Below are 20426 nucleotides of genomic sequence, written 5' to 3'. Positions count from 1 at the left end.
GGGCTGCGCACAGCATGCCGCCTCGGGCCGTCCCGCGCGCGCGAACCGGACGCGCTGCCCGGTGCTCGGGCGCGGGCTCGGGCCCGGCCGTGCCCGCTCGCGCCGGACCTCAGACGAAGGGCTCCGCGCCCGCCGGCACGAGGTCGACCTGGACCGTCAGCCGCGACCCCGAGCCCTCCGTGAAGATCACGCCGCGCAGCGGGGGCACGTCGTCGTAGTCGCGGCCCCAGCCGAGCACGACGTAGTGGTCGTCGACGAACCGGTCGTTCGTCGGGTCCACGTCCACCCAGCCCGCCCCGGGCAGCCAGGCCGCCACCCACGCGTGGGAGGCGTCCGCGCCGCGGAGCTTCGGGCGCCCCGGGCGCGGTCGCGTCTCGATGTACCCGGAGACGTAGCGGGCGGGCAGCCCGTGCATCCGCAGCGCGGCGACCATGAGGTGCGCGAAGTCCTGGCACACGCCCGCCCGCTGCGCGAGGAGCTGGTCCTGCGTCGTGTGCACCGTCGTCGACCCCGAGCGGTACTCCAGCTCGGTCCGGATGCGGTGGGCGAGCTCGACGAGCACCTCGCGCAGCGGCCGGCCGGGTGCGAACGTCGGCGCGGCCCACGCCCGCACCGCGTCGGTGAACGTCACGTGCGCGCTCGGCAGCACGCCCTCGCGCACGGCGAGGAGCGCGTCCCCGACGTCGCCGGCGCGCACCCGGGCGGCGACGTCCTCCCAGGGGACCGCGGGCAGCTCGTCGACGGCCGGCGGGGTGCGCCGGACCTCCACCCGCGAGCGGGCCGTCACCACGAGCTCCGTGTGCGGGGTGAGCACCGAGAAGTAGGTCGTGCGGTTGCCGTGGAAGTCCGTGTGCGCGGTGGTGTCCGCGGGCTCGGGCTCCACGCTCAGCGTCGTCCGCTCGCACGTCTGGTCCGGCAGGCTCCGCGGCGTCATCGTCGTGCGGCCGTAGGAGGTGGTGACCGGCGCGGCGTAGGCGTAGCGCGTGCGGTGCACGAGGTCGTAGACGCGGCTCACCGGGGACCCCCCGTGCCGGCGGTGGCGGCGGGGTCGCCCGGGGTGCGCAGGGCGCCCGCGTCCCAGGGGTCCTCCAGGGCCCGGGCGGCCGCGGCGCGCGTGAAGTGGACGCGCTCGACCTCCTCGCCGACGGCCAGCAGCCGCCAGCGCATGGACTCCAGGGCCTCGTCGAGGCGGTCCCGCCGTCCGCCGTCCGTGACCGCCTCGGCGACCGTGCCGGTGTCGAGCTCCTCGACGAGGTCCTCCACGTCGGCCAGGAGGTGGTCCCGCTGGTCGGGGGCACGCCCCGCGACGGGGACGGCGCCCAGGTCGTCGCGGAGCCGTCGCAGGCCGTAGGCGAGGGAGCGCGGGTTCGTGCGGTCGCGCAGCAGCAGCTCGAGCAGGGGCACCACGTGCACGCCCGCGTCCGACTGCTGCCGGCGCCGGTACGTCATGGGCGACTCGTGGACGCCGAGCAGGGACTCCAGGACGAGGTCGTCGACCGCCGGCGCCCGCCGCACCACGACGGTGCGCTGCAGCGTGGTGACGAGGTGCTGGGCGCGCTCGAGCCGGCGTCCGGCGTCCAGGAAGCGCCACCCCGCGTCGCGCACGAGGCTCTCCGCCGCGAGGCCGGCGACGGCCAGCACGCCCTCCAGCACCCGCTCGAGCGTCGGCCGCATGCCGGCGGTGACCCCGGCGCCGCCCCCGGGCAGAGCCGCCCGGCTGCCGTCGGCACGGCGCCGCTGCCGCTCGTCGCGCAGAGCGCGCTCCACCCGGGCGAGGGGGGCGAAGGCGTCGGGCGGCAGCTGGTCGCGCACGGCCGCGGCGGCGCGCAGCGTGCGCCGCACCGAGGTGGCGACCGTCCCGGCGGCGACGGGGTCGAGGAGCCGGTCGCGCAGGGCGGGGGCGGGCAGCAGGCCGTCGGGCCCGACGTCCGCGCGGCCGTCCGGCAGGGCGTCCGGCGCGAGCGCGACGAGCAGGTCCCGGAGCGCCCGCCCCCCCGCCGACCAGGGCGTGCGGTGGAAGTCGTCCCAGCGGTCGACGAGCGCGCGCAGCACCCGGCTCTGGTCCTCCGCACGCTCGGCGTAGCGGCCGAACCAGTAGAGGTTCTCCGCGGTGCGCGGCGCGATGCCGCCGACCCGGTGCAGCCCGTCGGCGAAGACCTCGACGAGGGGGCCGGCCGACCGCGCGGTCGCCCGCGCCCCGGGGCCGGGGCCCGCGCCGGGCTCGGTGACCACCGGCAGCTCCTGCGTCGCCGGCCGCGCCGCGTCGGGGTTGGCGAGCACCCACACGTCCTTGGCGGCGGCGCCCAGGGCGGAGGACACCACGGCGCCGGCCGACAGCCGCGCGAGCCCGCCGGACATCACGGTGTAGGAGTCCTCGTGCGCGACCGCGAAGGTCCGCAGCACCGCGGCGCGCACCTCGGCCGTGGCGCCCGGGGGCGGCGTGACGAGACCCGGCGCCGCCGTGGCGATGCCCGCGACCTCCTCGGCCGTGGCGGCGCCGGCGGCGAGGTCGACGACCGGCCCCGACGGTCCGACCGGCTCCTGCGCCACCCAGGCCCAGGGCTCCGCCTCGATCCGGGCCGCCAGCGTCTCCCGCTGCGCGGCGGACAGGGTCCAGCCCAGCACCGCCCCGACGCCGGGGCCCTGGGCGGTCGGGAGCAGGATGAGGCGGTCGAGGTGGGCGCGCACGTGCGCCCGCCCCACGTCGTCGCCGCACCACCACGTCGGGGCGGAGGGCAGCGCGAGGTCCTCGTCGAGCACCGCCCGTGCGAGGCGCGGCAGGTAGCGCAGCAGGGCCGGGTTCTCCAGCACGGACGAGCCGAGGGGGTTCACCACGCTCACGGCCCCGCCGCGGACCGCCCGTACGAGACCGGGGACGCCGAGGCGGGACCCGCTGCGCAGGTCCAGCGGGTCGCACCAGTCCGCGTCCACACGGCGGAGGACGACGTCGACCCGCTCGAGCCCGTCGAGGCCGCGCAGCCACAGGCGACCGCCCCGCACGACGAGGTCGCCGCCCTCCACGAGTGGCAACCCGAGCATGGAGGCGAGGTACGCCTGGTCGAACGCCGTCTCGCTCGCCTCGCCGGACGTGAGGAGCACCGTGGTGCCCGGCTCCTCGTCGCCCCGCGGCGCAGGGGCGGCGGCCTGCAGCGCCCCGCGCAGCGCGTGGAAGAACGGGCCGAGCCGGGCGATGGACGCCTGCCGGTAGACGCCCGCCAGCACCTGGGCCACGACGCGGCGGTCCTCCATGGCGTAGCCCGCGCCCGACGGCGCCTGGGTCCGGTCGGCGACGGCGCACCAGCCGCCGGCGCTGTCCCGGACGACGTCGGTGGCGGTCAGCACGAGCTCGCGCGGGCCCGGCAGGCGCAGGCCGTCCACCTCGCGGAGGAAGCCGGGGTGGGGGAGCACCACGTGCGGGGGCAGGAGCCGGTCGTGCAGCAGCCGGCGCCCGCCGTAGAGGTCGCGCAGCACGGCGTCCAGGAGCGCGGCGCGCTGACGCAGCGCCCGGTCGAGGCCCGCCCACTCGGCCTCGTCGACGATGACCGGCTCCGGGTCGAGGCGCCAGGCGTCCTCGCCGTCCGCCGCGTCCCCGCCGTAGGTGACGCCGTGCTCCGCCAGGAGGCGCGCACCCGCCCGGCGCGCGCGGTCGAGCGTCTCGGGCGTCGGCGCGTCCGCCGGGTCCTCCAGCCACGACCAGTCCGGGCGGTGCGACGCGCCCGACCCGGCCGTGCCACCACCGGTCCACCCCGCCGGGGCGGCCGTGGCCGGGACCGCCGCGCCCCCTGTCGGGGGCCGCGACGGCCCGCCGCGGGTGCCGGCGACGGCCTCGACGACCGACCCCGCGCCGTCGGCCGGCGCCGCGCGGCGCACGGTGGACAGGAGGTCGGTCACGCCGGAGAGCATGCCCCACCCCCGGGACGCGGGACAGCGGGTGCGTCGGGAGCGGGCCGGCGTCCCGGACGCCGGGGCTGGGGGCGGCCGGGCGTTCACCCGTCGGGGCGGCGTGCGCGACCCATCCACCGCGGCCCCGGGTCCGAACCGCTGGTGACCGCCCCCGCCCGGGGGGCGAGCACGACCGGGGGAGGCGACCGTGTCCGCGTTGCGCGCCCTGCCGTCCCCCCGGCACCCCTCGTCGTCGCCCGTGCCGCCGGACGTGCGCACCGCGTCGCCCGGCGTGCCGTCGCCGCGGGTGCCGTCGTCGCGCCGTCCCTCGTCACCCGTCCGCCCCGCTCTCCCCGCTCTTCCCGTCCTCCCCGTCCCGCGGGGACCGCTGACGGTGGTGCCTGCCCTCCCCTCGTCGCCGGCCGCGCTCGGGCGCCGCGGGCGGACGCGGCCCCCGTCGACCGGGCGCGCCCCGCTGCGCCCCGCGTCACCGCGCAGCGCGCACGGCGGCCCCGCCGTGGCCCCCGCGCCCCGTCCCGTACGCCGTGCCGGGGGCGCGCCGGACGGTCCGTGCACCGGGGGGGTCGATCCATCCGTCAGACTGTCGCCCGTGGTCGCGCCGTCGAGGGAGACCGCCGGGTCACGCTCGGCGGACGCTCTGCTGCTCGCGTGCGCCGACGGGGACGAGGCCGCCTTCGCGCGGCTGTACGACGAGATCGGGCGCTCCGTGCTCGGCACGTGCCTGGGCGTCCTGCGCGACCCCGACCACGCCGCGGAGGTGGCGCAGGAGGTCTGGCTCGAGGTCTGGCGGACCGCGACGCGGTTCGACCCGTCGCTGGGCTCGGCCCGGACCTTCGCCGTGACCCTGGCGCACCGCCGGGCGGTCGACCGCGTCCGCTCCGTCCAGGCCCAGCGCGACCGGGACCAGCGCGTCCTCGACGCCAGCGGCGAGCCGGAGTACGACGTCGTGGCCGAGGAGGTCGAGGCCGGCCTCGAGACCGAGGGCGTCCGGCGGTGCCTCGAGGCGCTGACGCCGCGGCAGCGCGGGGCGGTCGTGCTCGCGTACTACGGCGGGCGGTCGTACCGGGAGGTGGCCGAGGAGCTGGCCGTGCCCCTGCCGACGGTGAAGACCCGCATCCGCGACGGCCTGCTGCGGCTGCGCGACTGCCTGGAGGTGGACCGGTGAGCGTCGGGGACGGCGCACGGGCCGGGGGCACCGGCACGGGCGGGACGGAGGAGGACGTGCGCGAGCTGCTGGGCGCCTACGCGCTCGACGCGGTCGACGCGGACGAGCGCCGGGCCGTGGAGCGCCTCGTCGCCCGCGACCCGGAGGCCGCCGCCGAGCTCGCCGAGCTGCGCTGGGTCGCGACGCGCCTCGGCGAGGCCGTCGCCGCCGACCCGCCGGCCGGTCTGCGCGACGCCGTGCTCGCCGCCGTCCGTGGCGTCCCCCAGCTGCCGTCGTCGGCCGTGGGGCGGGCGGGCGACGAGGGGGGCGTCAGCGGGCCTTCGGCCGACACCGACGGTCTCCGCACGTCACCCCTCGGCGACGCGCCGGCCCCGGTCGCGCCCGCGCCCCCGGCGCACGACGGGACGCCGGGCCGTCGCGCGCTCCGGGTGGCCCCGGACGCGGCCCCCGAGGTGGTCGGCGACCCGTCCGGCGGCGCTGCCGCTGGTGGCCCGGCGGACGAGCGCGCGGACGGCGCGGACGAAGGCGCCGACGGCGCGGACGCCGGGCGCGACTGGTCCGGCCGGCGCGCCGCCCGTGCCGTGCCCGCCCGCCCCGGTCGGCTGCGCGTGCTCGCGGTGGCGGCGGCCTTCGTCGTCGGGGTCGCCGTGCCCGGGACGCTCGCCGTGCAGCAGGCGCAGCGGGCGTCCGACGCCGAGGCCGCGCAGGCGGCGACCGCCCGCAGCATCGCGGACCTGCTCGCCGACCCCGACGCCCGGGTGGTGCGCGGGGAGCTCGCGGCCGGCGGCACGGCCACGGCCGTCTACACCGCCGACGCGGCGCTCTTCAGCGCGGCCGGCGTCCCGGCGCCGGACGAGGGCCGGGCGTACCAGCTCTGGGTCGTCGACGGCGACGAGATCCGGTCCGCCGGCGTGCTGGAGCGCGACGGCGACGCCCTCGTCCAGGTGGTCGACGACTACGGCTCCGGAGCGCTGGCCGTGACCCTCGAGCCGTCGGGCGGCTCCACGCAGCCGACGACGGACCCCCTGGTCGTCCTCACGGAGGCCTGACCGCCGCCGGCAGAGCTCGCGGGCGCTCCCGGCGACGGGGCCGGCCGCGTCGGCCTCCTTGTCCGCCGCGCGGCCGCGTGGCCGCCGTCGTGGAGAGACGCTGCACTGGCGCTGCGGCGCGAGCGGTTCCCCGCCTGGACGTCGGCGCGCCGTGCCGCCGCTGCAGCGTCCGTGCACGTTCGCCGTCGCCTCGGCGCCCGGACTGCACCTTCGTCGTCCCGACGCGTCGCGCGTGCCGCCCGGCTGAGGTCCCCAGCGGGAGAAGGGACGCTGCACCGGCGCTGCGGCGCGCGCGGTCTGCCGCCTGGACGTCGGCGTGCCGTGCCGCCGCTGCAGCGGTGGTCCATCGCGCCGGCGCTCACGCGGCCCGGCCGTCGCGCCGGTGACGGGCGGCGAGCACGCTCGTCCACAGGGGCGTCGGCGGCAGGGGCGCCGCGCCGCGATGCTCCGGTGCGTGGACGCGGTGGGATCGGTGCTGGCGCGCGGCGGGGCGGCGCGGTGGGCGCAGCTCGCCGGCAGCACGACGCACGCCCGACTCGTGGCAGCGGTCGGGGCAGGCGCCCTCACGCGCCCGGCGCCCGGGCTCTACGTCGTCCCGGGCACCCCGCCGGACGTCGTGGCCGCCGCGGCGGTGGGCGGCGTGCGCTCCTGCGCCACGGCGGCCGTGGCGCTCGGGCTCGACGTCCTCACCCCTCCGGCGCGGCCGCACGTGACGGCGCCGCGCGGGAGCCGCCGCACCTGGCCCGGCTGCACCGTGCACCGGCGCGACGTGCTCGACCTCGACGGCTGCACCGACGTGCTCACGACCGTCCTCGACGCCGCCCGGTGCCTCCCGTGGCGCGAGGCGCTGGTGCCGGTCGAGAGCGCCCTGCGCCTGGGCCGGGTCGCGGAGGAGGAGCTGGTGGAGGCGCGGCGACGGCTGCACGTGCAGGACCCCCGGCGGCGGCTCCTCGCCCGGTCCGACGCCTGTTCGGGTTCGGCCCTCGAGAGCGTGGCGCGGGCGGACCTGCTCGACGAGGGCTACCGGGTCCGGTCGCAGGTCTGGTTGCCGCCGGCGGGCAGGGTCGACCTGCTCGTCGACGACTGGCTCGTCCTCGAGGTCGACGGGTGGGCGTTCCACGGCGACCCGGGGCAGCGGTCGGAGGACCTGCGGCGGGACGCGGAGCTCACGCGCCACGGCTACGTGGTGCTGCGGTTCTCCTACGCGCAGGTCGTCCACCGCCGCGGGTGGTGGCTCGGCGTGGTCCGCGACGTCCACACCTCCGGACGCCCGCGGTTCGTCCTCTGAGGATCCAGGTCGCGCCGGACGCGACGTCGCACCCGGCGGCGGCGTGCAGGGATGCTGCACCCGGGGAGCCGACGTGCCAGGAACGGAGCCCTGGCCGCGGCGTGGCGGGCCGCCGGTGCAGCGTTCCTCCATGGGCGGTGGGGGGTGAGCGGTGGGCCGTGCGCGGTGGGTGGCAGCGGCCGGCCGCGGGCGGGCGGCGGCGACGGGTCACAGGGATGCTGCACCCGGGTAGCCGACGTGCCAGGAACGGAGCCCTGGCCACGGCGTGGCGGGCCGCCGGTGCAGCGTTCCTTCATGTCGGCGGTGCTCGGCGGTGCTCGGCGGTGCTCGAGCGCAGCCGGCCGGGCTCCCGGCGGGCCGGGCAGCGCGACGCCCCCGGCCCGCAGGGGGTCGGGGGCGTCGCCCGGGGCCCGGGGGCCTCGGTGACCGGCCGGGTCGTCAGGTCCGCGGCGGCCAGATCGGTGCGGCCCGGGGGCCGGGGGATCACATGGTCGGCATGAGGACCGTGTCGACGAGGTAGACGGTCGCGTTGGCGGTCTGGACGCCGCCGCAGATGACGTTGGCGCCGTTGACGGTGAGCGCGTCGCCCTCGCCGGCGACGGTGACGTTGCCGCCCTGCACCGTGGCGTGGTCGCCCGCGATCATGTCGGGCGTGATCTGCCCGGGCACCACGTGGTAGGTCAGGATGCTCGTCAGCGTCGCGCTGTCGGTCTTGAGGCCCTCGATGGTCGCCGGGTCGATCTTGGCGAAGGCGTCGTCGACGGGCGCGAAGACGGTGAACTCGCCGCCGTTCAGCGTGTCGACGAGGTCCACGTCGGGGTTGAGCTGGCCCGAGACCGCCGCGGTGAGCGTCTTCAGCAGCGGGTTGTTCGCGGCGGCGGTGGCGACCGGGTCGGCCGCCATGCCGTCGACGGAGCCGGGGCCGTCGGGGACGGCGGCGGCGTAGTCCGCGCAGCCGGGGCCGACGAGCATCGCGGCGGCGGGGTCGGCCGCCATGTCGTCCTCGGACTCGCTGGGGCTCGGAGCGGCCGACTCCATCATCTCCTCCGACGCCTCGGCGCTGGGCGTCGTGGCGCCGCCGGCGTCGGTCGTCCCCGCGTCGCTGCTGCAGGCCGTGAGCGCCAGGCCGGAGGCGAGCAGGAGGGCGGTGGCCATTCGGGTGCGGGTCGTGGTGCGCATGTCGGTCTCCCTCGTCGGTGGGGCCCGGTCGGGCTGCCCTGTCGAGGGTTGTTCGGGGCGTGGTCGGCGCCGGATGGGTCGGAGTCCGGACGACTTCCGGCACGTCCTCAGGCGGGGACGCGGGGATGCGGCAGGACGGCCGCGCGGCCGCCCCCCATGTGCAGCGCGAACCGGTTCTTGCCGGCGCGCTTGGCGACGTACATCGCGGTGTCGGCGGCGTCGAGCAGCGTGTCGGCGCCGCCCTCGACGGTCCGCACCGCTCCGCCGATGCTCACCCCGACGGAGAAGGTCCCGCCCAGCAGGGCGACGGGGGTCTCGAGCGCGGTCAGCAGCCGCCGGGCCCGCTGGCCGAGCTCGGCCGCGCCGGACAGGTCGGAGCAGACGACGGCGAACTCGTCGCCGCCGAGCCGGGCGAGGGTGTCCGTGGGGCGCACCGCGTGCTCGAACCGGCGGGCGACGTGCCGCAGCAGCTCGTCCCCCGCGGCGTGGCCGGCGGCGTCGTTGACCTCCTTGAACCCGTCGAGGTCGCAGAACAGCACGCCCACGCCCGAGCCGTGGGGGTCGGCCTCGAGGGCGGCCGCGAGGCGCTCGTGCAGCAGGGTGCGGTTGGGCAGGCCGGTCAGCGCGTCGTGCAGCGCGAGCCGGACGAGCTCTGCCTCGGCCTGGCGCCGGGCGGTGACGTCCTCGACGAGGCACAGCAGGTACGGCTCCGTCGGCGCGCCGACGACGCCGCCGCCGTCGGGGTCGGGCGCGATGCGGGTGGCCGAGAGCTGGCCCCACCGGACGGAGCCGTCGGCGTGCTGGAAGGGCAGCTCGGCCTCCGTGACGTCCAGCAGCCCCTCGAGCAGCGGTGCCAGCACGTCCTGCGCGGTCGCGTGGTCCGCCGGCGGCGCGAGCGCCCGGACGTCCCGGTCGAGCAGCGCGCTGTCGGGCAGCCCCGTGAAGCGGGTCAGGGTGGTGTTCACCTCGAGGATCCGCCCGGTCGACGGGCCCGTCAGGCCCACGATCATCATGGCGACGGGGGCGGTGTCGAACGCGGCGCGGAAGCGCTGCTCGGAGTCGGCCAGCTGCGACTCCACGACGACCTGCTCCGTCACGTCCACCCCGAGGGCGATGAGGCCGTCGGGCCTCCCCGTCGCGTCCCAGGTGGCGCTCACGGTGAGCAGGGCCTGCAGGGGGGAGCCGTCGGCGCGCAGCCACGTCCAGCGCAGCGTGACGGGCCAGCCGCTCAGCGCGTCGTGCCAGAGCACGCTCTCGGGGCTCAGGCCGCGCGTCGCCGCGACGGCCGCGAGCTCGTCGGGGTCGTGCAGGTCGCGCAGGGAGCGCCCGATCACGTCCGCCGCCGGCCAGCCCGTCATGCGCTCCGCGCCCGGGTTGAAGACCGTGATGGTGCCGTCGGGGTCGCAGCGGAGGATGGCCTGCTCCGTGGCCGCCTCGAGGATGCCGGCGTAGAGGTCGCGGGCCGCGGCCGTGTCGGCCCAGGCCTGCCGCTCCGCGGTGACGTCGCGGGCCGCGCTCACGACCGCTCCCGCCCAGGGGCTGCGCTCCGACGCCGCGACGGGGTGCACCGTCGTGCTGACCGTGCGGGACGGCAGGCCGGGGGGGCGGATGACGTAGTCCTCGTCCACGACGCGCTCGCCCCGGATGGCGCGCTGCACGGGCAGCTCCGCGATCGTGAGCGGCCGGCCGTCGACGTGCTCGAGGGAGAGCCGCTCGTGCTGCTCCACGTCGGTGAGGTCCGCGGACACCCCGGCGAAGAGACGCCCGGCCGCGCCGTTGCGCAGGATCATCCGGCCCGTGCGGTCGTAGACGGACAGGGCGTCGCCCGTCGCCTCGAACACGGCGCGCAGGAGCTCGGCCTGCTCCGCCACCTCCCGCTGGGCGGCGTGCATGCCCGCGAGGAGGACCCGCCGCTCGTCGCGGTGGAGCGCGAGGACGAGGGAGACGAGCCCGACGACGCTCACGAAGGCCTGCGCCAGCACCGGGCGGACGGCCAGGTCGTCGAGGGCGAAGGGGCCGCGTCCGTCGAGGGTCAGCGCCACGACGAGCACGCCGACGAGGGGGACGTGCAGCGCGACCGCCGTCGTGTCCAGGCGCAGGGCGAGCGCCACGCTGATGGGCACGAGCAGGAACGACAGCGGCAGGTGCTGCGAAGTCCCGAACACGACGAGGCAGGCGGCGGACGCGCCCAGCGCCGCGACCGCGACCTCGGCGGACCGCCGCCAGAGCACCCGCCGCGCGAGGCCCTGCCACGGCCGGCCCCGGTCGTCGACGAGCCGCAGGGCGACGGCGCCGAGCACGAAGATCGCCGACGCGTGCCGCAGCAGCCAGGTCCCGCCGGTGGTCCACGGGCTGCCGGGCACGAGGGTCACGGTGGTGACGCCCGCGACGGCCGCGCCGACGGCGCTGCCCACCACGGCCGCGACGACGAGGGCGAGCAGGTCCCCGGGACGGCGCAGGGTCCACGGCACGGAGCCGAGGCGACGCTGCGCAGCGGCCAGGACGGCGGCGGCGACGAGCGCCTCGAGGGCGTTGGCCAGCCCCATGACCGCGGCGAGCGTCACGGGGATGCCGTCCGGCACCTGCATGCCGCCGGTGACCAGGAGCGTGAGCACGGTGACGCCGGCGACCCGGCGGACGGACCCCCAGGACGCCGCGACCCAGGCCGTCGCGGCGGCGGCCGCCGGCCACACCATCGCCAGCGAGCCGCCCTCGGGCCGCAGCGCGCCACCGGCGAGGACGGTCAGCACGAGCACGCCCGCGAGGAGGGCGTGCAGCCCGAGGCGTCGGGGCGTGCCGGCAGCGTTCACGGCCCACCTCCTCCCGGCTCGGGCGTCCGCACCGTCGACCCGGCCGGGTCCGGCGCGGGTCCTCCCTCCCATCGACGGCGGCGGGCCGTCGTGAAGGAGAGGACGGCACCGTGGCACCCGGCACCGACACCGCCGGGCCCCGCGGCGTCCTCGCTCACCCGTCCGGGTCAACCCGGGAGCGTCCGGCCGGCCCGGCGCCGGGCGGCTCCCGAGCGCCGCCGACGCAGGAGGCACGGGTGACCGCCGCGGACGCCCCCACGCCGCCGGGGCGTCATCATGGAGGGGTGACGGACGTCTCCAGCGCACCGGCCGATGCGATCGACCGGGCCCTCCTCGACTGCGCCGACGAGCCCATCCGGGTCCCGGGCTCCGTCCAGCCCCACGGGGTGCTGCTGGCGGCGGACCCCGCGACGGGACGGGTGGTCGTCGCGTCGCGGAGCGTCGGGGCCCACCTGGGACGGACGCCCGACGAGGTGCTCGGCCGCACGCTGACGGAGGTGCTGGGCGAGGGGCTTCCGGACCTGCCGCCCGGCGACGAGCCGCTGGACCCCCAGCCGGTCGACGTGACGGTGGCGGGGCGGGCGGTCCCCTTCGAGGCGCTCGTGCACCGCAGCGACGGGCTCCTCGTCGTCGAGCTCGAGCCGCGGGGCGAGGTGGGCGGCGAGGCGGCCCTGCGGCGGGTGCGGCCCGCCCTGCGCGCCCTGCAGCGGGCGGGGACGCCGGACCAGGTCGTCCGCCTCCTCGTGCAGGAGGTCCGGCGCGTCACGGGCTTCGACCGCGTCATGGTCTACCGGTTCGACGAGCGCTGGAACGGCGAGGTCGTCGCGGAGGACGCGCACGAGCGCCTCGAGCCGTTCCTCGGGCTGCACTACCCGGCCTCGGACATCCCGGCGCAGGCCCGGGCGCTGTACACGACCCAGTGGCTGCGCTCCATCCCCGACGCGACGTACACGCCGAGCCCGCTCGTGCCGCCGCTCGTGCCCGCGACGGGCGCCCCGCTGGACCTGTCGGGCTCGGCCCTGCGCAGCGTCTCGCCCGTGCACCTGGAGTACCTGGCGAACATGGGCGTGCGGGCCTCCATGTCCGTCTCGATCATCGTGCACGGCCGGCTCTGGGGGCTCGTCGCGTGCCACCACTACGCCGGGCCGCACTTCCCCAGCCCGTCCCAGCGGGCCGCCGCCGAGTTCCTCGGCCGCACGGGCTCCCTGCTGCTGCAGGGCAAGGCCGACGAGGCGCGCTACGTCGACTCCATGGCGCTCGCGGCCACCTCCGCCGAGCTCGCCCGCGCCCTGAGCGCGTCCGGCCGCGACCCGCTGGCCGCCCTCACGCGCGACGACGTGCTGCTCGACCTCGTCGAGGGGTCGACGGGATGCGCCGTCCGCGTCAACGGGCAGCTGCGGCTCCTCGGGGACACCCCGTCGGCCTCGGACGTCGACGCGCTGGTCGACCTGCTGTGGCAGGGGCGCACGGGGACCCTGGTGACCTCGTCCCTCGTCGCGGACCACCCGGGCAGCGCGCTGGCGGACCGGCTCGTGCCGGTCGCGAGCGGCGTCCTCGGCGTCCGTCCGACCGCCGCGTCGCCGCGGGACGTGCTGCTGTGGTTCCGGCCCGAGGTGCTCAAGGAGGTGCACTGGGCGGGCGACCCCGGGTCGACGGGGATCGTGCCGACGGCCGGGGGCCTGCGGCTCACGCCCCGCGCGTCGTTCGCCGCCTGGGTGGAGGAGGTGCGGGGGACCAGCGAGACCTGGGACCCCGCGCAGGTGCACGCCGTCGAGGCGCTGGCCCGGGACGTCGACGAGGCGCTCGTGCGCCAGCGGTCCGAGGACGAGCGCGTCGCCGCCACCCTCCAGCGGGTGGTGCTGGCCCACACCCCGGTGCTGCCGGACGGCTACGCCCTCGCCCGCCACTACCAGCCCAGCGGCACGGACGTGCTCGGCGGCGACTGGTACGACGTCGTCCCCCTGCCCGACGGCCGCACCGTGCTCGTCGTCGGCGACGTGGCGGGCCACGGCATCTCCGTGGCGGCGATCACCGCGCAGGTGCGCCACGCGCTGCGCGCCTTCCTCGTCGACGAGGGGACCGCCCAGGGGGCCTTCGCCCGCCTGAACCAGGTGCTCGCGGACCTCGTGCCCGGGGAGCTGGCGACCGTGGTGGCCGTCGAGCTCGAGCCGAGCAGCGGGCGGGCACGGGTCACGCGCGCCGGGCACGTCCCGCCGCTCCTCGTCGCCGCCGACGGCGCCCGGTACGTCCTCGGCGCGACCGGCGCCGCGCTCGGCGTGGCGGACCGCGACGGACGCGGCTTCCGCACGGCCGACGTCGACCTCGCGTCCGGCGACTGCCTCCTGCTCTACACGGACGGCCTCGTCGAGGAGCGGGGGAGCCACCTCGCGGCGACGCTCGAGCGGATGCGCGGCGACGCGGAGCGCCTCGGCCGGGACCGCGAGGGGCTGGCGGCCGGACTGGTGGCCGCCGCGGTCGACGGCGGCGACGACGTCACCGCGCTCGTCCTGCAGCGCCTCTGACGGTCCTGCGCCCCGGCCTGTCCGTTCTGCCCGGGTCTACGCCGTTCGTGTGAGTCTCTTCACTGTTCACCCTCCGGGGGATGCCCATGGGACGAATGTCCCCCAGAATCGTGCCCCAGGGACTTTTCGGACGATCGAAGGGGGTGGCACGTGAACGGGACGAGCCAGGAGAGCACGACCATCGAGGCCGAGCTCGAGACCGAGCGCTACACGACCGTCAGCAACCCGATCCGGGTGCGCATCTGACGTCGACGACGTCCGACGGGCCGCCGCCCGTCGTGGCGGAGGGCCGGGCAGGGACCACCTGCCCGGCCCTCCGTGCGTCCGGGGCCGTACCGGAGCCCGCCTCACTCCCAGGTGTCGCAGGGCTCCCCGACGCTGGGCGCGGTCCGGACGAGCGAGCGCGTCGTCGAGGAGAGGACCTCCCAGTTCTCCCACCGCGGGGCGTCGGGGAGGACGCGGACGAGGTCCGCCTCGGCCGCGTAGGTGCCCGCCGGGAGGCGGCAGGGGTTGCCCCAGTACCAGCCCTGCACCGGGACGCGGACGGTCTGGGGGTGCCCGGTGCAGCTCACGGGCTCGCCCGTGGAGTCCCCGTACCGACCGGCGTTGCTGTAGCCCGCGGCCGAGGCCCGCACCGCGTACTGCTCGCCGTCGCCCTTCGGGCAGACGACCCGGACGGACAGGACTCCGTAGGGGATCCCCTCCTCGCCGAGCCGGACCTCGAGCCCCGTGATCGGGCGGGCGCTGGAGAACCCCGGACCCCTGGGCGCAGCGGAGGCGGAGGCCGCCAGCGCGCCGACGAGGAGCAGGGCGCTGCCGGCGAGGGCGGTGATCGGTCGGACGTGGCGCGCGGTCATGTCGGTCCCCCTGGACGTCGCGAGGGCCCCGCCCGGTGGCGGCGCCGTCGGCTGCGACGCTAGGTCGTTCACCCGTTCGGGTCACGGGTGAAAGGGTCGGCCGAGCGGGTGAGAACGCGCCCGCCGGCTCACGGCGGCGGAGGCGCCGCGCAGACGCAGGTGTGGTAGACATCACACTTCCGAGCGGAGGACTCCATGGCCGACACCGCACCTGCCCTCGAGCGCTTCCACACCGGCCGGGTCGTGATGCTCGCGACGGTGGCAGCCCTCGGCGGGTTCCTGTTCGGCTTCGACACCGCCGTGATCAACGGGGCCGTCGTCGCCGTCCGCGACGCCTTCGGGATGGGGGCGGGGCTCACCGGCTTCGTCGTCTCCTCGGCGCTCCTGGGGTGCATCGTCGGCGCCTACCTGGCCGGCCGGCTCGCGGACCGGTGGGGCCGCATCCGCGTCATGGTGCTGGCCGCGGTCCTGTTCACGGTGAGCGCGGTGGGCTCGGGCCTGGCGTTCGGGCCGGTGGACCTCATCGTCTGGCGCGTCGTCGGCGGGGTCGGGGTGGGTGCGGCCTCCGTCATCGCCCCGGCGTACATCGCGGAGATCTCCCCGGCGGCGGTCCGCGGCCGCCTGGGCTCCCTGCAGCAGCTCGCGATCGTCACGGGCATCTTCGTCGCCCTGCTGTCCGACGCGATGCTGGCGGGCATCGCCGGCGGTGCGGCCGAGGACCTCTGGTTCGGCCTCGAGGCGTGGCGCTGGATGTTCCTCGCCGAGGTGGTCCCGGCGCTCGCCTACGGCGTGCTGTCCCTGCAGATCCCCGAGTCGCCGCGCTACCTCGTCGCCAAGGGCGAGCCGGAGCGCGCCCAGCAGGTGCTGGGGCAGGTGCTCATCACGGGGGTCCGGGAGCGCATCGAGGAGATCCGCCGGACCGTCACGCTGGAGTCCCGCGCGGCGTTCTCCGACCTGCGGCGCCCGGGCGGCCGCGGGCTGCTGCCCATCGTGTGGGTCGGCATCGCCCTGTCGGTGTTCCAGCAGTTCGTCGGGATCAACGTCATCTTCTACTACTCCTCGACGCTGTGGCAGTCCGTCGGGTTCACCGAGGAGGACGCGCTCACGCAGACGGTCGTCACCTCCGTCACGAACATCGTCGTGACGGTCGTGGCGATCGCCCTCATCGACCGCATCGGCCGCCGCCGGCTGCTGCTCATCGGCTCGGCCGGGATGTTCGTCATGCTCGGTGCCCTGGCCGTGGTCTTCGGGACGGCCGACCTCGTGGAGAACGCCGACGGGGTCCTCGAGCCCGTGCTGGGGGACACCGCGGGCGTGGTCGCCCTGCTGGCCGCCAACGGCTTCGTCGTCTTCTTCGGCATGTCGTGGGGCCCGGCCGTGTGGGTGCTGCTCGGCGAGATGTTCAACAACCGGATCCGCGGGACGGCGCTCGGGCTGGCGGCGGCGGCGCAGTGGCTCGCCAACTTCGCCATCTCGACGTCGTTCCCCGCGCTGGCCGAGCTCGGGTTGTCCTTCGCCTACGGCTTCTACACGCTGTTCGCGCTGCTGTCGCTCGTGTTCGTCGCGCGGTTCGTGCCGGAGACGAAGGGCCGGCAGCTCGAGGACATGGCGTAGACCTCACCGAGCCCCGAGACCGAGCCAGCGACCGAGAGGGACCGACCGTGCACGTCATCGTCGCCACCGACGGCTCCCGCGCCTCCCTCGTGGGCGCCCGCCAGTTCAAGTGGATCGCGGACTCCCGCGAGATCACCGCCGTCACGGTCGTCGCCGTGGTGAGCCCCTACGCGGCCGTCCCCTTCGCCGACGAGCTGTCCGGGCCGGACCGGCCGGCACCGGGCATCGCCGAGCTCAGCTTCGTCGAGGAGGCCCGTGCCGCCGTCGAGGTCGTGGCCGCGGAGTTCGCCGGCTGGGGACCGACGATCCGGACCGAGGTGCGCAGCGGGTCGCCGGCGACGGAGATCATCCGGGCGGCGGAGGACGTCGACGCCGACCTCATCTCCCTGGCGTCCGGGAGCCGCGGCCTCACGCGGACGGTCCTGCTCGGCAGCACCGCCTCGCGGGTGCAGCACTCGGCGCCGTGCCCGGTGCTCGTCACGCGTCCGACGCCGCGCAGCGAGCGCGTCACGGGTTGAGGTGCTGCGCCCGGCCCTCGACGGCCGGGTGCTGCTGGAGACGGGGAGCGGGTGACGGGAATCGAACCCGCGCTCTCAGCTTGGGAAGCTGAAGTTCTACCATTGAACTACACCCGCGCGACGGCCCCCGGGGGGACGTGCGCCGACGATGCTACCCGGTCCGCGGCCCCGTCCGGGACGCCGGGCGAGAGGCGTCGCGCGGCGCACCCGCCCTTGCGGTCGCACCCGAACACGTGTTCGACTACCGGCATGCGGTGGGACGGGCAGCGGGTCGACGAGGACGGCGGCACCCTGCCCGGTCTCGGGCTGCCGGGACTGCTGAGGACCGTCCGGACGCCGGAGTTCCGGGGCGTCACGTTCCACGAGGTCGCGGCCCGCAGCGCCCTCAACGCCGTGCCGGCGGCGTCGCGGATGCCCTTCCGGTGGACGGTCAACCCCATGCGCGGCTGCCTGCACGCCTGCACCTACTGCTTCGCACGGCCGACGCACGAGTACCTCGAGCTCGACGCCGGCCGCGACTTCGAGACGCAGATCGTCGTGAAGACGAACGTCGTCGAGGTCCTGAGGGCGGAGCTGGCGCGGCGCTCGTGGCGGCGCGAGCACGTGGCGCTCGGCACGAACACCGACCCGTACCAGCGGGCGGAGGGCCGGTACGCGCTCATGCCGGGGATCATCACGGCCCTGGCCTCCTCCGGCACGCCGCTGTCCGTCCTCACCAAGGGCCCGCTGCTCCAGCGCGACCTGCCCCTGCTCCAGGCGGCGGCGAAGGACGTGCCCGTCGGCGTCAGCGTGTCCCTGGCGGTGCTCGACCCGGCCCTGCAGAAGGCGGTGGAGCCCGGGACGCCGGGGCCGGCCGCCCGGCTGGGGCTCGTGCGCGCCGTCCGCGACGCGGGGCTGGAGTGCGGGGTGCTCGTCGCACCGGTCCTGCCGTGGCTCACGGACGGCGAGGAGCACCTGGACGCGCTGCTCGCGGCGCTCGCGGAGGCCGGGGCCACGGGGGTCAGCGTGCTGCCGCTGCACCTGCGCGGGTCGGTCAAGCCGTGGTTCCTGGACTGGCTCGCGCGCGACCACCCGCACCTCGTCGAGCGGTACCGCACGCTCTACGGGCGCGGGGCGTACGTGCCGGAGGACTACCGGGTGTGGCTGCGGGCCCGGGTGGAGCCCCTGCGCCGGCGGCACGGTTTCGCCCCCGAGACGCCGTTCACGGTCGCGGCCCCCGCGGAGGAGGCGGTGGCCCGGGCCTCGGGCGGCGGGTCGGCCGGCGGGTCGGGCGGGTCGGCCCGGCACCGGACACCGCCGGCGCCCGAGGGGCGGACGGGGTCGACAGGCCACGAGTCGGTCGCGCGCGCCGCCGCCGGCCGCGCCGACGACCTCGTCACCGCGGGCCCGCAGCCGACCCTGTTCTGAGACGGCGCTCGACGTGGAGGATCCCCGGTCCTGCCGGCACGCGGCCGGACCGAGGGTCTCGGCTCAGAGGCCGGGGTCGTCCGGGACCGCCTCCGGGTCCTCCTCGGGCTCGAACGAGGAGTCCTCGCCCATGCCCAGCTCCACGCCGGTCGCGCGCTCCGGCGCGCCCGTCTCGACGTCGCCCACGGAGTCGTCCTGACCGGGTCGTGCCGTCTGCTCGCTCATGCCCCCCACTGTGCGCCGGTCGGGGTCGTCGCGCGCGCGGGACGACGCCCCGGCGCCCCCCGGGCGCCGCTACGGTGACCGGTGTGCTGCTCTCCGACCGTGACATCCGCGCCGAGCTCGACGCCGGGCGGGTCGCGCTGGAGCCGACCGAGCCCGCGATGCTGCAGCCCTCGAGCGTCGACGTGCGCCTCGACCGCTTCTTCCGGCTGTTCGACAACCACAAGTACCCGGTGATCGACCCCGCGTCGGACCAGCCCGAGCTCACCCGGCTCGTCGAGGTCGACGGCGAGGAGCCCTTCGTCCTGCACCCGGGCGAGTTCGTCCTCGGCTCGACGTTCGAGAGGGTCACGCTGCCCGACGACATCGCGGCGCGCCTCGAGGGCAAGTCCTCCCTCGGCCGCCTGGGCCTGCTGACCCACTCCACGGCCGGCTTCATCGACCCGGGGTTCTCCGGCCACGTGACGCTGGAGCTCTCCAACGTCGCGACGCTGCCGATCCTCCTGTGGCCCGGCATGAAGATCGGCCAGCTGTGCTTCTTCCGCCTGACCTCGCCGGCCGAGCAGCCCTACGGGTCGCCGGCCTACGGCTCCCGGTACCAGGGGCAGCGCGGCCCGACGGCCTCGCGGTCCTGGCAGGGCTTCCACCGCACGCGGGTCTGACGTGGCCGGCGCCTCCCTCCTGCCGCGCCTGCCCGTCGGGGACCCGGGCGTCCGCGACCGGCACCAGCTGGCGCTGCCCGACGGCGTCGCGCTGGACGAGGTCGAGACCCTCGCGCTGAGCCGCTTCCCCGCCGCCCGGTGGGAGGAGGCCCCCGACGAGGCGCCGCGCGAGCGTCGCGCCGTCACCACCGCGCTCGGCCTGCGCGCCGTCGGCGCCCGCACCCTGCCCGTGCGGGCGCTCCGGGTCGGGCGGAGCAGCGTCGTCGTGGGGCCGTACCGCCTCGAGCCGGACGACGCCGCCGCGCTCGGCCTGCCGGCAGGGGTGACGGTGGCGTGGGACGTCCACGCCCCCCGCGACCGCGGCGGCCCCCCGCTGCCGGGCGTCGGGGACCGGGACGGGCTGGCCCGTGCCTTCCCCGACGGCCTGCCCGTGCGCGAGGAGGACCGGGTGGTGCGGTGGCTCGTCGCCGCCGCCCGCCGGCTCGGGGGGGCCACCCGGCTCGGGCCGGTGGGTGCGGTGGTCGAGCCCGACCCGGACGCCGCCGTCGACCTCACCGTCCTCACCGCGACCTGGCTGGAGCCGTCGGAGCTGCTCGCCGTGGTGCGGGGCGTCGCCCCCACGGCCACGGGGCCGGGGACCGGCGCCCCGGCCGCTCCGGTGGCCGGGCCCCCGCCGCGCAGCACGCGCCGCGGGCGTCGTGCCGCCGAGGCCGCGGTGGACCCGGCGCTCGCGGCCGCGCTCGGCACCCACGGCGTCCCGGACCCCGTCGTGCGCGAGCGGCTGCTCGCCGCGGCCCGGGAGGCGGACGCCGCCGCCTTGTCCGCGCCGCCGCCGCCGACGGGGCACGGGGTCCTCGTCGACCTCGGCCTCGACGGCCTCGTCGCGGTCGAGGCGGCCGCGCGGGACGAGGTCCACCCCCTCCTGCGGGACGTCCCGTGGACGGCGCGGGGCGTCGTCGGCTACACCGTCCGCTGGGAGCCGCCGGACCTCGTCGAGCTCGGGCGGGAGCGACCCTCGCTGGAGCACCGCCGCGCCCGGGACCACGCGATCGACACGGTCGTGGCGGTCGCGCGGACGCTGCACGGCGTCGTCGGGGGAGAGGTCGCCGACGAGGCCGACTTCCTCGTCGACCCGGCCGACCTGGGCGTGCCGGTGCTCTGACCGCGGTGCCCCGCCGCCCCGGGCCCCGGCGCCGCGCCGCCGGCCGCGGGGCTCGGGCGCCGGGCGCT

Annotated in this window: 15 protein-coding genes and 1 tRNA gene; 9 read left to right on the top strand and 7 right to left on the bottom strand. The window is 77.5% G+C overall.

Translation table 11 applies throughout. From position 1 onward, the window contains the following. Positions 1 to 109 precede the first annotated feature (109 nt). Together EJA20_RS09275 and EJA20_RS09270 are read right to left on the bottom strand one after the other, a co-directional pair. Positions 110 to 1015, bottom strand: coding sequence for a transglutaminase family protein (locus EJA20_RS09275; protein ID WP_129337871.1), 906 nt, complete (start codon positions 1013 to 1015; stop codon positions 110 to 112). Then, positions 1012 to 3891: a circularly permuted type 2 ATP-grasp protein gene (locus EJA20_RS09270; RefSeq protein ID WP_240675277.1), complete on the bottom strand. Its 2880-nt coding sequence runs from the start codon at positions 3889 to 3891 to the stop codon at positions 1012 to 1014. Before EJA20_RS09270 ends, EJA20_RS09275 begins: the two co-directional genes overlap by 4 nt. 601 nt (positions 3892 to 4492) lie before the next feature. On the opposite strand from EJA20_RS09270, the gene sigK reads away from it, so the two are divergent. The 3 genes from sigK to EJA20_RS09255 all read left to right on the top strand — a co-directional run bounded on the left by sigK (position 4493) and on the right by EJA20_RS09255 (position 7405). Further along, positions 4493 to 5068: an ECF RNA polymerase sigma factor SigK gene (sigK, locus tag EJA20_RS09265; protein ID WP_240675276.1), complete on the top strand. Its 576-nt coding sequence runs from the start codon at positions 4493 to 4495 to the stop codon at positions 5066 to 5068. Continuing rightward, positions 5065 to 6117 carry an anti-sigma factor gene (locus EJA20_RS09260; RefSeq protein WP_129337869.1) on the top strand — a complete coding sequence of 351 codons (1053 nt, stop codon included), beginning with the start codon at positions 5065 to 5067 and terminating at the stop codon, positions 6115 to 6117. Before sigK ends, EJA20_RS09260 begins: the two co-directional genes overlap by 4 nt. 454 nt (positions 6118 to 6571) lie before the next feature. Then, the gene (locus tag EJA20_RS09255; RefSeq protein WP_129337868.1) at positions 6572 to 7405 is read left to right on the top strand and encodes an endonuclease domain-containing protein; all 834 of its coding nucleotides are present in this window, start codon (positions 6572 to 6574) and stop codon (positions 7403 to 7405) included. A 483-nt stretch (positions 7406 to 7888) separates the two neighbouring features. Here EJA20_RS09255 and EJA20_RS09250 read toward each other — a convergent pair whose 3' ends face one another. Further along, the gene (locus EJA20_RS09250) at positions 7889 to 8584 is read right to left on the bottom strand and encodes a fasciclin domain-containing protein (protein WP_129337867.1); all 696 of its coding nucleotides are present in this window, start codon (positions 8582 to 8584) and stop codon (positions 7889 to 7891) included. Between the two features lie 107 nt (positions 8585 to 8691). Then, on the bottom strand, positions 8692 to 11394 hold the full coding sequence (locus tag EJA20_RS09245; protein WP_164983908.1) for a diguanylate cyclase domain-containing protein: 2703 nt from the start codon (positions 11392 to 11394) through the stop codon (positions 8692 to 8694). 284 nt (positions 11395 to 11678) lie between these two features. Here EJA20_RS09245 and EJA20_RS09240 point away from each other — a divergent pair, with 284 nt between their 5' ends. Next, complete coding sequence (locus EJA20_RS09240; protein ID WP_164983907.1) at positions 11679 to 13916, top strand: SpoIIE family protein phosphatase; 2238 nt, start codon at positions 11679 to 11681, stop codon at positions 13914 to 13916. 347 nt (positions 13917 to 14263) lie between these two features. Here EJA20_RS09240 and EJA20_RS09235 read toward each other — a convergent pair whose 3' ends face one another. Then, positions 14264 to 14773, bottom strand: coding sequence for a hypothetical protein (locus EJA20_RS09235; RefSeq protein ID WP_129337864.1), 510 nt, complete (start codon positions 14771 to 14773; stop codon positions 14264 to 14266). Positions 14774 to 14968: 195 nt separating this feature from the next. On the opposite strand from EJA20_RS09235, the gene EJA20_RS09230 reads away from it, so the two are divergent. Continuing rightward, on the top strand, positions 14969 to 16387 hold the full coding sequence (locus tag EJA20_RS09230) for a sugar porter family MFS transporter (protein ID WP_129337863.1): 1419 nt from the start codon (positions 14969 to 14971) through the stop codon (positions 16385 to 16387). A 47-nt stretch (positions 16388 to 16434) separates the two neighbouring features. Beyond that, complete coding sequence (locus tag EJA20_RS09225; protein WP_129337862.1) at positions 16435 to 16905, top strand: universal stress protein; 471 nt, start codon at positions 16435 to 16437, stop codon at positions 16903 to 16905. Positions 16906 to 16951: 46 nt separating this feature from the next. On the opposite strand, the gene EJA20_RS09220 is transcribed toward EJA20_RS09225, so the two are convergent. Further along, positions 16952 to 17022, bottom strand: a tRNA-Gly gene (locus EJA20_RS09220). Positions 17023 to 17154: 132 nt separating this feature from the next. On the opposite strand from EJA20_RS09220, the gene EJA20_RS09215 reads away from it, so the two are divergent. Further along, positions 17155 to 18312: an Rv2578c family radical SAM protein gene (locus EJA20_RS09215; protein ID WP_129337861.1), complete on the top strand. Its 1158-nt coding sequence runs from the start codon at positions 17155 to 17157 to the stop codon at positions 18310 to 18312. Positions 18313 to 18375: 63 nt separating this feature from the next. Here the strand turns inward: EJA20_RS09215 and EJA20_RS18670 are convergent, their stop codons facing one another. Beyond that, entirely contained in the window at positions 18376 to 18537 is a 162-nt protein-coding gene (locus EJA20_RS18670; RefSeq protein WP_164983906.1) for a hypothetical protein, read from the bottom strand. Between the two features lie 83 nt (positions 18538 to 18620). Between EJA20_RS18670 and dcd the strand changes: the two genes are divergently transcribed. Both dcd and EJA20_RS09205 read left to right on the top strand, forming a co-directional pair. After that, a complete protein-coding gene (dcd, locus tag EJA20_RS09210) occupies positions 18621 to 19196 on the top strand; it encodes a dCTP deaminase (RefSeq protein WP_129337860.1) in 576 nt (191 codons plus the stop codon). 1 nt (position 19197) lies between these two features. After that, positions 19198 to 20358 (top strand): hypothetical protein, encoded by a 1161-nt coding sequence (locus EJA20_RS09205; RefSeq protein ID WP_129337859.1) that lies wholly within the window; start codon positions 19198 to 19200, stop codon positions 20356 to 20358. Positions 20359 to 20426 lie beyond the last annotated feature (68 nt).

Source organism: Cellulomonas endophytica, from assembly GCF_004123805.1.
Lineage (GTDB): Bacteria > Actinomycetota > Actinomycetes > Actinomycetales > Cellulomonadaceae > Cellulomonas > Cellulomonas endophytica.
The sequence above is the reverse complement of the archived record's forward strand: the minus strand, read 5'-3'. Positions and strand labels throughout refer to the sequence as shown.

Coding starts and splice junctions, on each gene's coding strand:
- EJA20_RS18670 (WP_164983906.1), bottom strand. CDS start 18,537: ATGAGCGAGCAGACGGCACGACCCGGTCAGGACGACTCCGTGGGCGAC.
- EJA20_RS09215 (WP_129337861.1), top strand. CDS start 17,155: ATGCGGTGGGACGGGCAGCGGGTCGACGAGGACGGCGGCACCCTGCCC.
- EJA20_RS09230 (WP_129337863.1), top strand. CDS start 14,969: ATGGCCGACACCGCACCTGCCCTCGAGCGCTTCCACACCGGCCGGGTC.
- EJA20_RS09250 (WP_129337867.1), bottom strand. CDS start 8,584: ATGCGCACCACGACCCGCACCCGAATGGCCACCGCCCTCCTGCTCGCC.
- EJA20_RS09235 (WP_129337864.1), bottom strand. CDS start 14,773: ATGACCGCGCGCCACGTCCGACCGATCACCGCCCTCGCCGGCAGCGCC.